The sequence below is a fragment of the Rhodoluna limnophila genome, assembly GCF_005845365.1.
In the GTDB taxonomy this organism is placed as follows: Bacteria; Actinomycetota; Actinomycetes; order Actinomycetales; family Microbacteriaceae; genus Rhodoluna; species Rhodoluna limnophila.
In genome coordinates, this window is sequence record NZ_CP040509.1 from 474,570 (window position 1) to 488,896 (window position 14,327).

9 protein-coding genes and 3 rRNA genes are annotated in these 14,327 nt (G+C 52.7%); all 12 read left to right on the forward strand.

The features are described from left to right. Positions 1 to 46: 46 nt before the first annotated feature. The 12 genes from FFA38_RS02350 to xerD all read left to right on the forward strand — a co-directional run bounded on the left by FFA38_RS02350 (position 47) and on the right by xerD (position 14,294). A 16S ribosomal RNA gene (locus FFA38_RS02350) occupies positions 47 to 1,566 on the forward strand. Between the two features lie 390 nt (positions 1,567 to 1,956). Further along, positions 1,957 to 5,058 (forward strand): 23S ribosomal RNA (locus FFA38_RS02355). Positions 5,059 to 5,146: 88 nt separating this feature from the next. After that, positions 5,147 to 5,263 (forward strand): 5S ribosomal RNA (rrf, locus tag FFA38_RS02360). The 16S, 23S and 5S rRNA genes sit together here, the layout of an rRNA operon. 77 nt (positions 5,264 to 5,340) lie before the next feature. Then, entirely contained in the window at positions 5,341 to 6,498 is a 1,158-nt protein-coding gene (locus FFA38_RS06930) for a hypothetical protein (RefSeq protein WP_216641473.1), read from the forward strand. After that, positions 6,488 to 7,471 carry an HAD-IIA family hydrolase gene (locus tag FFA38_RS02365; protein ID WP_253786189.1) on the forward strand — a complete coding sequence of 328 codons (984 nt, stop codon included), beginning with the start codon at positions 6,488 to 6,490 and terminating at the stop codon, positions 7,469 to 7,471. Before FFA38_RS06930 ends, FFA38_RS02365 begins: the two co-directional genes overlap by 11 nt. Positions 7,472 to 7,480: 9 nt before the next feature. Beyond that, positions 7,481 to 7,627, forward strand: coding sequence for a hypothetical protein (locus FFA38_RS06885; protein ID WP_172955986.1), 147 nt, complete (start codon positions 7,481 to 7,483; stop codon positions 7,625 to 7,627). Continuing rightward, entirely contained in the window at positions 7,627 to 8,436 is an 810-nt protein-coding gene (locus FFA38_RS02370; RefSeq protein ID WP_216641751.1) for a TlyA family RNA methyltransferase, read from the forward strand. The genes FFA38_RS06885 and FFA38_RS02370 overlap by 1 nt, the downstream gene beginning before the upstream one ends. Then, complete coding sequence (locus FFA38_RS02375; RefSeq protein WP_138315413.1) at positions 8,433 to 9,368, forward strand: NAD kinase; 936 nt, start codon at positions 8,433 to 8,435, stop codon at positions 9,366 to 9,368. Before FFA38_RS02370 ends, FFA38_RS02375 begins: the two co-directional genes overlap by 4 nt. Positions 9,369 to 9,371: 3 nt before the next feature. Then, positions 9,372 to 11,060, forward strand: a complete 1,689-nt coding sequence (gene recN, locus FFA38_RS02380) for a DNA repair protein RecN (RefSeq protein ID WP_138315414.1) — start codon at positions 9,372 to 9,374, stop codon at positions 11,058 to 11,060. 64 nt (positions 11,061 to 11,124) lie between these two features. Further along, on the forward strand, positions 11,125 to 12,807 hold the full coding sequence (locus FFA38_RS02385; RefSeq protein WP_138315415.1) for a CTP synthase: 1,683 nt from the start codon (positions 11,125 to 11,127) through the stop codon (positions 12,805 to 12,807). After that, positions 12,800 to 13,369, forward strand: coding sequence for an NUDIX domain-containing protein (locus FFA38_RS02390; RefSeq protein ID WP_138315416.1), 570 nt, complete (start codon positions 12,800 to 12,802; stop codon positions 13,367 to 13,369). The genes FFA38_RS02385 and FFA38_RS02390 overlap by 8 nt, the downstream gene beginning before the upstream one ends. After that, on the forward strand, positions 13,362 to 14,294 hold the full coding sequence (gene xerD, locus FFA38_RS02395) for a site-specific tyrosine recombinase XerD (protein ID WP_138315417.1): 933 nt from the start codon (positions 13,362 to 13,364) through the stop codon (positions 14,292 to 14,294). Before FFA38_RS02390 ends, xerD begins: the two co-directional genes overlap by 8 nt. Positions 14,295 to 14,327: the final 33 nt, after the last annotated feature.

Genomic DNA, 14,327 nt, shown 5'->3' on the forward strand with positions numbered 1-14,327 from the left:
CTGAAGTAAAAATTTGGTGGTGAGCTTGCTCGTCACCTAAAAAACTTTTACGGAGAGTTTGATCCTGGCTCAGGACGAACGCTGGCGGCGTGCTTAACACATGCAAGTCGAACGATGAAGCTGGAGCTTGCTCCGGTGGATTAGTGGCGAACGGGTGAGTAACACGTGAGCAATCTGCCCTTGACTCTGGGATAACTGCGGGAAACTGTAGCTAATACCGGATACGAGACTGAGAGGCATCTTTCAGTCTGGAAAGAATTTCGGTCAAGGATGAGCTCGCGGCCTATCAGCTAGTTGGTGAGGTAATGGCTCACCAAGGCGACGACGGGTAGCCGGCCTGAGAGGGTGACCGGCCACACTGGAACTGAGACACGGTCCAGACTCCTACGGGAGGCAGCAGTGGGGAATATTGCACAATGGGCGAAAGCCTGATGCAGCAACGCCGCGTGAGGGATGAAGGCCTTCGGGTTGTAAACCTCTTTTAGCAGGGAAGAAGCGAAAGTGACGGTACCTGCAGAAAAAGCACCGGCTAACTACGTGCCAGCAGCCGCGGTAATACGTAGGGTGCAAGCGTTGTCCGGAATTATTGGGCGTAAAGAGCTCGTAGGCGGTTTGTCGCGTCTGCTGTGAAAATCCGAGGCTCAACCTCGGACCTGCAGTGGGTACGGGCAAACTAGAGTGCGGTAGGGGAGATGGGAATTCCTGGTGTAGCGGTGGAATGCGCAGATATCAGGAGGAACACCGATGGCGAAGGCACATCTCTGGGCCGTAACTGACGCTGAGGAGCGAAAGCGTGGGGAGCGAACAGGATTAGATACCCTGGTAGTCCACGCCGTAAACGGTGGGTGCTAGTTGTGGGTTCCATTCCACGGAATCCGTGACGAAGTTAACACATTAAGCACCCCGCCTGGGGAGTACGGTCGCAAGACTAAAACTCAAAGGAATTGACGGGGGCCCGCACAAGCGGCGGAGCATGCGGATTAATTCGATGCAACGCGAAGAACCTTACCAAGACTTGACATATAGAGGAAAAGCGTAGAAATACGCTCCCCGCAAGGTCTCTATACAGGTGGTGCATGGTTGTCGTCAGCTCGTGTCGTGAGATGTTGGGTTAAGTCCCGCAACGAGCGCAACCCTCGTCCTATGTTGCCAGCACGTAATGGTGGGAACTCATGGGAGACTGCCGGGGTCAACTCGGAGGAAGGTGGGGATGACGTCAAATCATCATGCCCCTTATGTCTTGGGCTTCACGCATGCTACAATGGCCGGTACAAAGGGCTGCAATACCGCAAGGTGGAGCGAATCCCATAAAGCCGGTCTCAGTTCGGATTGGGGTCTGCAACTCGACCCCATGAAGTCGGAGTCGCTAGTAATCGTAGATCAGCAACGCTACGGTGAATACGTTCCCGGGCCTTGTACACACCGCCCGTCAAGTCACGAAAGTCGGTAACACCCGAAGCCGGTGGCCTAACCGTAAGGAAGGAGCCGTCGAAGGTGGGATCGGTGATTGGGACTAAGTCGTAACAAGGTAGCCGTACCGGAAGGTGCGGCTGGATCACCTCCTTTCTAAGGAGCATCTCGAGAAACTTAGGTTTCTCATAGAGATCCTGATCTAGAACAAACGTTTCTAGCAGGGTAGCTCACGGGTGGAATATCGAATTGTAAGCAGCCGTAATCAGCTGCTCTAGTACGGTCCTTGTGACCTGGAACGAGTCCTGATGAAAACTACTTTTGCACGCTGTTGGGTCCTGAAGGACCGGGTAACCGACCTTCAAGACCGATACATTTCTTCGGAAATGTGACGGACTGGACCACACAAGCTAGTGAACCACCGCTTATGCGGCAGGCCTAGTCTCTGGAGTGGTACCGACCGTACTTTGAGAACTACATAGTGGACGCGAGCATCTTAAAAATAAGATTTAACGATCTCTGAATTATGTTCAGTGATCTCTTTGATATCAAGTTCTTAAGAGCATACGGTGGATGCCTTGGCATTAGGAGCCGAAGAAGGACGTAGTAATCTGCGATAAGCCTCGGGGAGTCGATAAACAGACTTTGATCCGAGGATCTCCGAATGGGGAAACCCAGCTGGACTCGATCCAGTTATTCCTGCCTGAATATATAGGGCAGGTAAAGGGAACGTGGGGAAGTGAAACATCTCAGTACCCACAGGAAGAGAAAACAAAAGTGATTCCGTTAGTAGTGGCGAGCGAAAGCGGAAGAGGCCAAACCGATCATGTGTGATAGCCGGCAGGCGTTGCATGATCGGGGTTGCGGGACTTTTCAGTTGGTCTGCCGACCAGCAACAGTAGAAAGCAATGTAGTCGAATGGTCTTGAAAGGCCAGTCATAGAGGGTGCCAACCCCGTAGACGAAACGTTGTGGACGCTGGAGAAGGATCCCAAGTAGTTCGGAACCCGTGAAATTCTGAGCGAATCTGTGAGGACCACCTCATAAGCCTAAATACTACCTAATGACCGATAGCGGACAAGTACCGTGAGGGAAAGGTGAAAAGTACCGCGGGAGCGGAGTGAAATAGTACCTGAAACCGTATGCTTACAAACCGTTGGAGCCAGCTTGTTCTGGTGACAGCGTGCCTTTTGAAGAATGAGCCTGAGAGTTAGCGATATGTGGCGAGGTTAACCCGTGTGGGGTAGCCGTAGCGAAAGCGAGTGTGAATAGCGCGAATGAGTCGCATGTCCTAGACCCGAAGCGAAGTGATCTACCCATGGCCAGGTTGAAGCGACGGTAAGACGTCGTGGAGGACCGAACCCACTTCAGTTGAAAATGGAGGGGATGAGCTGTGGGTAGGGGTGAAAGGCCAATCAAACTTCGTGATAGCTGGTTCTCTCCGAAATGCATTTAGGTGCAGCGTTGCGTGTTTCTTATTGGAGGTAGAGCTACTGGATTGCCGATGGGCCCTACAAGGTTACTGACGTAAGCCAAACTCCGAATGCCAATAAGTGAGAGCGCAGCAGTGAGACTGTGGGGGATAAGCTTCATAGTCGAGAGGGAAACAACCCAGACTACCAACTAAGGTCCCAAAGCGTGTGCTAAGTGGAAAAGGATGTGGAGTTGCACAGACAACCAGGAGGTTGGCTTAGAAGCAGCCACCCTTGAAAGAGTGCGTAATAGCTCACTGGTCAAGTGATTCCGCGCCGACAATGTAACGGGGCTCAAGCACACCACCGAAGTTGTAGCATTTGTACCATTGCCAGGCCGTAAGGTCCAGGCGTACAGATGGGTAGGAGAGCGTCGTGTGGCGAGCGAAGCGGCGGAGTAATCCAGCCGTGGATGCCACACGAGTGAGAATTCAGGCATGAGTAGCGAAAGGCGGGTGAGAAACCCGCCGTCCGAAAGACCAAGGGTTCCAGGGCCAGGTTAATCCGCCCTGGGTAAGTCGGGACCTAAGGCGAGGCCGACAGGCGTAGTCGATGGACAACGGGTTGACATTCCCGTACCGGCGAAGAACCGCCCAAACTAATCAAGTAATGCTAAGTCTTTGAAGCTGTAGTTGAAGCCTTCGGGCAGATTCTACGGTGAATAACACGACCCTATGCTTGTGCGGTTAACGTATTAACAGGTGTGACGCAGGAAGGTAGCCTCCGCGGGGCGATGGTTGTCCCCGTTTAAGGATGTAGGGCGAGTCATAGGCAAATCCGTGACTCACATAGCCTGAGATCTGATGATGAGACCGCAAGGTCGAAGTGGGTGATCCTATGCTGCCAAGAAAAGCATCGACGTGAGGTTCTAGCTGCCCGTACCCCAAACCGACTCAGGTGGTCAGGTAGAGAATACTAAGGATATCGAGAGAATCACGGTTAAGGAACTCGGCAAAATGCCCCCGTAACTTCGGGAGAAGGGGGGCCAGAGTCGTGTAGAAATTTACTTTCGAAGCGATGTATGGCCGCAGAGACCAGTTGGAAGCGACTGTTTACTAAAAACACAGGTCCGTGCGAAGTTGCAAAACGATGTATACGGACTGACGCCTGCCCGGTGCTGGAAGGTTAAGAGGAACGGTTAGCGTAAGCGAAGCTGAGAATTTAAGCCCCAGTAAACGGCGGTGGTAACTATAACCATCCTAAGGTAGCGAAATTCCTTGTCGGGTAAGTTCCGACCTGCACGAATGGCGTAACGACTTCCAAGCTGTCTCAACCGTGAACTCGGCGAAATTGCATTACGAGTAAAGATGCTCGTTACGCGCAGAAGGACGAAAAGACCCCGTGACCTTTACTATAGTTTGGTATTGGTGTTCGGCGTTAGTTGTGTAGGATAGGTGGGAGACTTTGAAGCTTGGACGCTAGTTCAGGTGGAGTCGTTGTTGAAATACCACTCTGCTAACTCTGGATATCTAACCACGAACCGTGATCCGGTTCTGGGACAGTGCCTGATGGGTAGTTTAACTGGGGCGGTTGCCTCCTAAAAAGTAACGGAGGCGCCCAAAGGTTCCCTCAACCTGGTTGGTAATCAGGTGTCGAGTGTAAGTGCACAAGGGAGCTTGACTGTGAGACTGACAAGTCGAGCAGGGACGAAAGTCGGGACTAGTGATCCGGCAGTGGCTTGTGGAAGCGCTGTCGCTCAACGGATAAAAGGTACCTCGGGGATAACAGGCTGATCTTGCCCAAGAGTCCATATCGACGGCATGGTTTGGCACCTCGATGTCGGCTCGTCGCATCCTGGGGCTGGAGTAGGTCCCAAGGGTTGGGCTGTTCGCCCATTAAAGCGGCACGCGAGCTGGGTTTAGAACGTCGTGAGACAGTTCGGTCTCTATCCTCTGCGCGCGCAGGAATTTTGAGAAGAGCTATCCCTAGTACGAGAGGACCGGGATGGACGAACCTCTGGTGTGTCAGTTGTTCCGCCAGGAGCACCGCTGATTAGCTACGTTCGGGAAAGATAACCGCTGAAAGCATCTAAGCGGGAAGCTTGCTTCAAGATGAGAATTCCATGGTGTATACCGAGAGACTCGCAGCTAGACTACTGCGTTGATAGGCTGGATGTGGAAGTGGGGACTAAAGACCCATGGAGCTGACCAGTACTAATAAGTCGATAACTTGATAACATTTTTTGCTTGCGTCCACTATGTGGTTCCCGAAGTATGGGAACCAAAACACACTTTCGTGTGTCGAAGAAACCTATTTCAATAGTGTTTCGGCGGCCATAGCGGAGGGGAAACGCCTGGTTACATTCCGAACCCAGAAGCTAAGACCTCCAGCGCCGATGGTACTGCAAGGGTGACCTTGTGGGAGAGTAGGACACCGCCGGACTTAATTTAAGAAAATGGCCACCTTTCGAGGTGGCCATTTTCGTTTAACATGCATATATCAATACTGAGGAGAGTCATATGAACGATCGCGAGTTCGGAAAGCGCCCTGAAAATGGTCGTCCGCGTCGTATTGACAACAATGGTGAGCGTAGCTCGGGCACTGGAAGCGGTCGTGGCGGCTATGACAAGCGCCAAGATGCACCTTCAGGTCGTGCTGAGCGGACAAGTGGTGGTGCCGAATCTCGTCCAGACTGGCAGAATCGCGTTGCACGCCCGTTCAACCCAGACAAGCCAAAGTCTCCTCCGATTCCTGATGAAATAACTGAAAAGGACCTCGAACTGGGGCTACGTGTTCAGTTGAAGACCCTCACACCAGAAAATGCTGAGAAAGTTGCACGTCACCTGGCTATGGTTGGCTTGCTAATCGAGCAGGACCCTGATCTCGCGCACCGTCATGCCTTGGCTGCGGCTGAGCGTGCCGGTCGAATTGCTATGGTCCGCGAGGTTGTTGGCGTTACCGCCTACACAGTTGGTGACTACGCGCTTGGTCTTCGTGAGCTTTTGACTCACCGAAGAATTTCAGGTTCTAATGACCAGCTTCCGATCATTGTCGATTGCGAACGCGGTCTCGGTAGGCCTGAGCGTGCTCTTGAGGTTGGCAGGTCCGTTGATCGGAACAGCCTTCCGGTTAGCGTGCGAGTTAACCTAGCAATCGCGCTCTCTGGTGCTCGCTTGGATCAGAATGAAAATGAACTAGCACTTGCTGAATTGCAGATTCCTGAGCTAAATCCGGCGAAGGTCTTTGACTACTCACCTCCGTTGTTCAGAGCTTATGCTGACACCCTTGAGATACTAGGTCGAAACGAAGAAGCTAAGCGCTGGTTTGATCTAGCAGACAGGGCCGAATTGGCCCTTGCCGGTAACCCTGGCCCTGAGGATGAGGTTTTTCAGGTGCTTGAGGAGATCGAGATTCCTGTATTGTCTGAGCGCAAGCCATGGGAACCATCAAACGACAGCGATCGCCCGCGAAACTTTGAGCCTAGAAACCCGCGTCGTGACGATGAACGTCAAACCCGCAGTTTCTCTCGTGATTCCGATCGTCAACCACGTAGCTTCGGGCCAGATTCGGGCAGGAAATCAGGTGGTTTCGGCTCCGGAAGTAATCGTGGTCAAGGGGATTCGCGAGGCAAGGGTGGTTTCGGTGGCGGGCGTCCTGGTGGTGCCCGTGGCCGCTAAGATTTGGGGTCAATACGACGTAGTTTTGTCGGACCTTGACGGTGTGGTTTTCGAGGGTACCCATGCGATTGCGGGGGCTCCGAGTTCTTTGCAGGCCATCGCTGATCTTGGAATTCCAGTCGGTTACGTAACTAACAACTCATCTCGACGACCTGAGGTGATCGCGGATCAGCTTGCAGGTTTTGGCATTTCTTGTTCACCCGATGACATCATCGGGTCAGGTAAAACTGCCGTCGAATTGTTGGAAACTCTCATTGCACCAAAATCAAAGGTTTTGGTTGTCGGAGGCGAGGGACTTCGAGCTCGTGTACTTGAGGGTGGTTTTGAATTGGTCGCTGACTCGGATGCACAGCCGGCTGCGGTGGTTCAAGGATTTGCGCCAGATGTCTCGTGGCGTCACCTTGCCGAAGCCGCTTTTGCAATTCAAAAGGGTGCAAAGTGGGTGGCTACCAACTCAGACTGGACGCTTCCTCAAGAAAAGGGATTGGCTCCTGGCAACGGAACTTTGGTCTCAGCGGTACATACTGTCGTGGGGCAGTTGCCATTGGTTGCCGGTAAGCCTGAGCCAGCGATTTACAACACTGCTGTGCGTCACTTCAATGCTCAGCGACCAATTTTCATCGGTGACCGTATTGATACTGACATTGTTGGTGCAAATCGTGCCGGCATTGACTCGGTATTGGTTCTAACGGGCGTAAGTACCCGGAAAGAGGTACTAGGAATCAACAAAGAGGGTCGCCCGACCTACATTGTCGGTTCCTTGACTGAGCTTTTGACTGACTACGATTCCCCTAAAAAGACCAAGCGCGGTTTTGCTTGCCGTGATGCAGAGGTTGAACTTTTGGGCAACAAGGTTTTGGTTACCCACGGTGATCCGAAGAGTTTGGGCGCCTTGCGCGCCGCTTGCTCAGTGATTTACTCTTCAGAGGTTCCTATCTATGGGCTGGATGTTGAGCCTGCGCTATACGAATAGGCTTAGGGTATGTCTGAAGATTTAGTTTCACAGGTTTCTGAGCAGGTTAGTCAAATAACAGATCTGCCGCTTGAAGAGCAGCCGGTCGGATTTTCTGCTTTGCGGGATCTCCTTGAGAACGAACTGAATTCTGCTTCGAAAACATCGGTCAACTAGTGCGAATTGACGTAACTCTTGTTGAGCGTGGCTTGGCTCGATCACGAAACCAGGCGGCAACGCTAGTTGAGTCAAACCGTGTCTTGATTAATGGAAAAGCGGCCAGGAAAGCCTCTCAGAGCGTTCTTGAAACTGACAAAATTTTGGTTCTAGAGGCAGTGGACTATGTCAGTAGAGCGGGTCACAAATTAGCTAATGCCTTGGATAAATTTGCTGATCTTGACCTAGTCGGCAAAACGGCGTTGGATGTTGGAGCATCGACCGGTGGTTTCACTGATGTCCTACTCCGCCGGGGCGCAGGCTTGGTTTATGCGATTGACGTTGGTCACGATCAAATGGTCCCAGAACTTGCAGAGAACCCTAGAGTCATCAGCATCGAGGGGTTCAATGCCCGTGAACTTTCAACTTCAGAGCTGGCTCTGCGTGCCGGTAAGGCAAAATCAGAAATTTCGATCGATGTCGTGGTCGGAGACCTATCGTTTATCTCTCTAACTCTGGTGCTTAGGCAAATTTCAGAGACAGCCCCAGCGGCTGACATTGTCTTGCTGATCAAACCTCAGTTTGAGGTAGGTAAGCAATCTCTCAGCGCACATGGCCTGGTCACCGACCACCGTCTGCGTGCCGGCGCCATTAAACAGGTCGTTGACGAGGCACACTCGCTCGGTTTAGGTATCCGAGGCTTAGAAAAGTCTGAGCTTCCAGGCACGCACGGGAATGTCGAATACCTGCTGTGGATTAGTTCAAAAGAGCCGGTAAATCGGTCAAAATGGACTGAAAGAATTGAAACCATCGCTAGGGAGAATAAATGACGGCACGTCGACATGTTCTAGTGGTGTCGCACACCCGCCGCGATGAGGCAATCTCCGCTGCTCGCGAGACTGTTCAGCAGCTGATCACCGCCGGCATTACCCCGGTAATGACCGAACAGGAATTTGTTGATTTCCAAAAGCACTCTCCAGAGTCTGGTCTTCTAGATCAAATTCTGAAGCTGGGAGTCGATGTTGACGCCAGCGAGTTAGAGCTCGCCATGGTACTTGGCGGCGATGGCACAATTCTGAAGGCCGCCGAAATTGTTCGCGAAGACGCTGTTCCATTGATGGGTATCAATCTTGGGCACGTTGGGTTTTTAGCCGAGAGTGAACGCGACGGGTTGTCAGAAGCCGTCGACCGCGTGGCAAAACGCGATTACCTAATCAAAGAACGCCTGACCCTGGATGTTCGAGTCTTTGTTGATGGTGTTGAGGTTTTTAGGACTTGGGCGCTAAACGAGGCGACCATTGAAAAGAGCGCTCGAGAGCGAATGCTTGAAGTTGTGGTTGAGGTTGAGCAGCATCCTCTTTCAAGTTTTGGGTGCGATGGCATAGTTATCGCCACCCCGACCGGTTCGACCGCGTACGCATTTTCGGCAGGCGGACCAATTGTTTGGCCATCGGTCGAGGCTCTGCTGGTGGTTCCGCTAAGCGCTCATGCGCTCTTTGCGCGACCGTTGGTAGTTAAGCCGGACGCCTTGGTGGCCGTGGAGGTTCTGCAACGCAGCTCTGGGCACGGAGTTCTTTGGTGCGATGGTCGTCGTACGTGGGAACTTCCGCCAGGCGCACGAGTTGAGGTTTTGAAATCTTCAAAGCCAGTAAGGTTGGCACGACTTCATCAAAGCAGTTTTACAGACCGATTGGTTAACAAGTTCTCGCTTCCTGTAGCAGGTTGGCGCGGCGTTGATGAAGTTTCGAGTTCTAAGAGCTAAATAGTGATTGAAGAAATCTACATTCGTGATCTTGGTGTCATTGAAGAAGCCCGCCTTGAGTTCGGTCCTGGGCTGACCGTCCTAACCGGAGAAACTGGCGCCGGCAAAACTATGGTCCTCACCGCTCTGGGATTACTACTGGGTGAAAGATCAGACTCTTCTAGCGTCCGAAGGGGAGAGCAACAGGCGATTGTTGAAGGAAGATGGCTCCTAAGTGACCCGGGAGCCGTTACTGAAAGATTGGCTGCCGCTGGAATCGATCTAGATTCTGACGAATTGATCCTCAACCGTTCGGTTTCGTCGGAGGGTAGAGGGCGAGCATCGGCTTCCGGCCGTGCCGCACCGGTGAGTTTGCTTAGCGAGCTGGGCGAACAGCTCGTTGTTGTGCACGGTCAATCAGATCAAATTCGACTCAAGTCTGCCGTCGCGCAGCGCGAAGCCCTCGACCAATATGCCGGCCCTGACCTTGCCAGTTTGGCTGAACTTTATACAGTCCATTACCGAAAGTGGAGATCTTTGGAGTCCGAACTCGTCGGTCTTGAGCAAAACTTGGCGGTACGCGAAACTGAGGTTAAGCAACTTACCGAGATGCTCGCCGATCTTGAGCAGGCGGCGCTTCAGCCCGGCGAAGAGACGATGCTGGCGGAAACCGCAAACCGCTTAACCTTTAGCGAAGAATTAAGGCTCGCTGCAGCAGAGGCTCACTCGGCGATATCTTCAGATGGACATGGCGACGACGTAGATGCCATTGGCTTGCTTGGCAAAGCTAGGAAAGCCCTTGAACAGGTAGCCCATCATGACCCTCAATTTTCAGAGTTCGCCGAGCAGCTGAAAAACCTGGGCTACCAACTCAATGACCTAGCTGCGGGGTTATCAGGATATCTCGCCGATTTAGAAGGTGATTCAGCGGGGAACCTCGAGGTGGTCCAATCCCGCCGAGCCTTGATTTCCAACCTTTGCCGAAAATACAGTTGCACTTTTGAAGAATTGCTTGAACTTGAGAAATCTGGCGTTACCCGTTTACTGGAATTGGAGGCCGGGTCTACCAGCGTTGAGGAGCTAGCCAAAGCCATTGCAGACGAATTAGGCAAGGTTGAAACTCTGGCAGCAGAAATAACTGACATTCGATCCGCTGCAGCCGAGCGCCTGGCCGAGCAAGTGACCCTTGAGTTGGAAACTTTGGCAATGCCAGGATCGTCGTTGGTGGTCCAGGTGCAACCGGCCGAGTATGGCCCTTACGGTAAGGATTCAGTTGCAATTCTTTTGAGTTCCTATGCCGGCGCCGATCCTCGGCCTCTCGGTAAAGGGGCCAGCGGCGGCGAGTTGTCAAGAATTATGTTGGCTATCGAAGTCGTTCTGGCTAAGACTGAATCGGCTCCAACGTTCATATTTGATGAGGTTGATGCTGGTGTCGGTGGAGCAGCCGCAATCGAGGTTGGGCGGCGGCTTTCGGCTTTGGCAAACCGCGCTCAGGTAATTGTGGTAACCCACCTTGCTCAGGTTGCAGCCTTCGCTGACACTCACCTCAAGGTCTCAAAGACCAGCACAGATAGCTACACGGCAAGTGACGTGGTTGCCTTGCAGGGTGAAAGTAGAGTTAGCGAACTTGCCAGGATGCTTTCGGGTTTGAGCGAGTCGGAGTCGGCGCGTCAACATGCCCAAGAGCTTGTCGAACTAGCCAAAAAATCTTAAATAACTCTGTTCAGGTAAGTCTGGGCGTGTTTTTTGAACTCGCAATTTGGTAGGCTGGTATTCCATGGTAGAAGCTATGGATTCCGGTATTACACGTCACATTTTCGTCACCGGAGGTGTTGCATCTTCACTCGGTAAAGGCCTAACCGCCTCGAGTCTAGGCAACCTGCTTCGTGCCCGCGGCCTTAAGGTCGTAATGCAAAAGCTGGACCCATACCTAAATGTTGATCCAGGTACCATGAACCCTTTTCAGCACGGTGAAGTTTTTGTCACCGATGACGGCGCTGAAACCGATCTAGACATCGGTCACTATGAGCGCTTCCTAGACATCAATCTTGGTCAATCTGCCAACGTAACCACCGGCCAAATCTACTCAACTGTGATTGCGCGAGAGCGCCGCGGCGAGTACCTCGGTGATACCGTTCAGGTAATTCCGCACATCACCGACGAGATTAAGCGCCGCATGCGCCTTCAGGCTCACGATGTACCAGCGCCGGATGTAATCATCACCGAAATCGGTGGAACCGTGGGCGACATCGAATCTCACCCATTTATCGAGGCTGCGCGACAGATTCGCCACGATGTCGGCCGCGACAATGTCTTTTACGTTCACGTTTCTTTGGTGCCGTACTTGGCAGCATCCGGAGAACTAAAGACCAAGCCGACTCAACACTCTGTTGCCACGCTCAGGTCTATCGGAATTCAGCCAGACGCAGTTGTTTGTCGTTCCGACCGCCCGCTACCGGCCTCGATCAAGAACAAAATTGCGCTGATGTGCGACATCGATGTTCAGGCAGTGGTTAACGCTGCCGATGCGTCGAGCATCTACGACGTGCCGACCGTCATCAACGACGAAGGACTGGACAGCTACATCATTGAGCGCCTTGGCCTACAGGGTAAAGCTGGAGATGTTGATTGGAGTCGCTGGCAGGGCGTTCTGGACGCAGTTCACCACCCGCAGCACGAAGTAAACATTGGTTTGGTGGGCAAGTACATTGATCTTCCTGATGCCTATCTATCAGTGACCGAGGCCCTGCGCGCCGGTGGTTTTGCCAACATGGCCAAGGTGAACATCAAGTGGATTGCTTCAGACTCATGCGAGACCGAAGAGGGTGCCAAGGCTGCGCTCTCAAGCCTTGACGCGATCTGTGTCCCTGGTGGATTTGGTGTTCGAGGTATTGAGGGCAAGTTAGGTGCTTTGAAGTTTGCTCGTGAAAACCAGATTCCGACCCTAGGTCTGTGTTTGGGGCTCCAGTGCATGGTTATCGAATATGCACGCAATGTGGTTGGGCTCGAAGGAGCATCATCTACAGAGTTTGATCCAGAAGCCAAGTATCCAGTTATCGCAACTATGGCTGAGCAGGTAGACATTCTTGCCTCAGGTGATCTTGGTGGCACAATGCGTTTGGGTCTTTACACCGCAAAGCTGAAGCCTGGCTCGATTGTCTCAGAGGTTTACGGCACCGATTCAGTTGAAGAACGTCACCGCCACCGCTACGAGGTAAACAATCACTACCGCCCTCAGATCTCTGAGGCTGGCCTAGTGTTCTCGGGCACTTCACCTGACGATAACCTCGTCGAGTTCGTAGAGTTGCCTCGCGAAGTTCACCCGTACTACGTTGCAACACAGGCACACCCAGAATTCCGATCACGTCCTACCAATGCTCACCCGCTATTCAAGGGTCTGGTGCTCGCAGCAATTGCCCGCAAGGAGTCAAACCAGCTCTTTGAGGTAAACGATGCCTAAAGATCAACCCGTCGAGTTTGGGGTAACCAAACGCGAGGTTGTTTTTTCTGGAAAAATCTGGGACGTTGTGCGTGAGACGTTTGACTACCAGGGCGAACCACTCGTTCGTGAGTTTGTAGCCCACACTGGGGCCGTGGCTATTTTGGCCTTGAATGAGAATCGTGAAGTACTCATGATTCGTCAGTATCGGCACCCAGTCAGGGCCTACCTTTGGGAAATTCCGGCGGGTCTTTTGGATGTTCCCGGCGAATCGAGTCTCGAGGCCGCCAAGCGGGAACTGTTGGAAGAGACTGGGTTCATCGCCTCCACCTGGCAAGAGTTAACGGCGTTCCACACAACTCCTGGCGGCAACGACGAAACCATCACTATTTTCTTGGCCGAGAATCTTCGTCTCCAAGGGCATGACCTCGATCTTGAAGGTGAAGAGCGAGACATGCAGCTGGAATGGGTTCCTTTACAACAGGCCTTGACGAGTGCTCTTGCTGCAGAAATCAAGAACCCGAGTGCAGTTGTTGGCATCCTTGCCCTCGCTCACAAGTTGGGCATCTCAGCTAGTGACTAAGTTGGCGCAACAAATCGATGCCTACCTAAGGCATATTTCGATTGAGCGGGGCCTAGCCAAGAATACGTTTTCAGCGTATTCAGCTGATTTGGCCCGGTATCGAGAATTTCTGTTGAATTTTGACGTAGGGACAGCAGAGCAGATAACTGAGCAGCAGGTGCAGGCGTTCGTTGAGCACCTTGGAAACAATTTGAGTCTTAGGCCAAGCTCAGTGGCCAGAGTTTTGTCGGGCGTGCGAGGGCTTCATCGATTTTGGCTCATTGAAGGCTTGGTGCCTAATGATGTTTCATTTCGTGTCAAACCGCCCAAACTTCCGAGAAACATGCCCAAGGCCATTTCAGTTACCCAGGTCGAACAGCTCTTAAGTGCTGCCGGACCAGATCCGCAGGAAACATTACCCGAGGCGACCAACCTAATTCGAATTCGCGACCGAGCCATCCTCGAACTTCTTTACGCGACTGGCGCTCGAGTGAGCGAGATCACCGGAGTTGATTTGGATGACCTGCTCGATCCGACCCTGATTCGCCTTTTTGGTAAGGGATCGAAGGAGAGAGTGGTTCCGGTCGGTCGTTTTGCCCAGTCAGCCCTTGAGCAGTATTTGGTTCGCACTCGCCCTTCACTGGTCGTGCAGGGGAGGGGGAGTCCAGCGCTATTTCTAAATCAGCGGGGTGGCCGCCTGTCTCGGCAAAGCGTTTGGCAAATAATCAGTGACGCCGCAACCGTGGCTGGGATCGAAGCCGAGGTTTCACCGCACACGCTCAGACATTCATTTGCCACACATTTGCTCGAAGGTGGTGCCGACGTCCGTGTGGTGCAAGAGCTGCTTGGCCATTCATCGGTTGCAACCACCCAGATTTACACACTGGTGACGGTTGACCGACTAAGAGAGATTTACGCCACTGCGCATCCGCGTGCCCGGAATTAGTCCTTCGAGACCGATAGGCTAGGGGGAGCAACA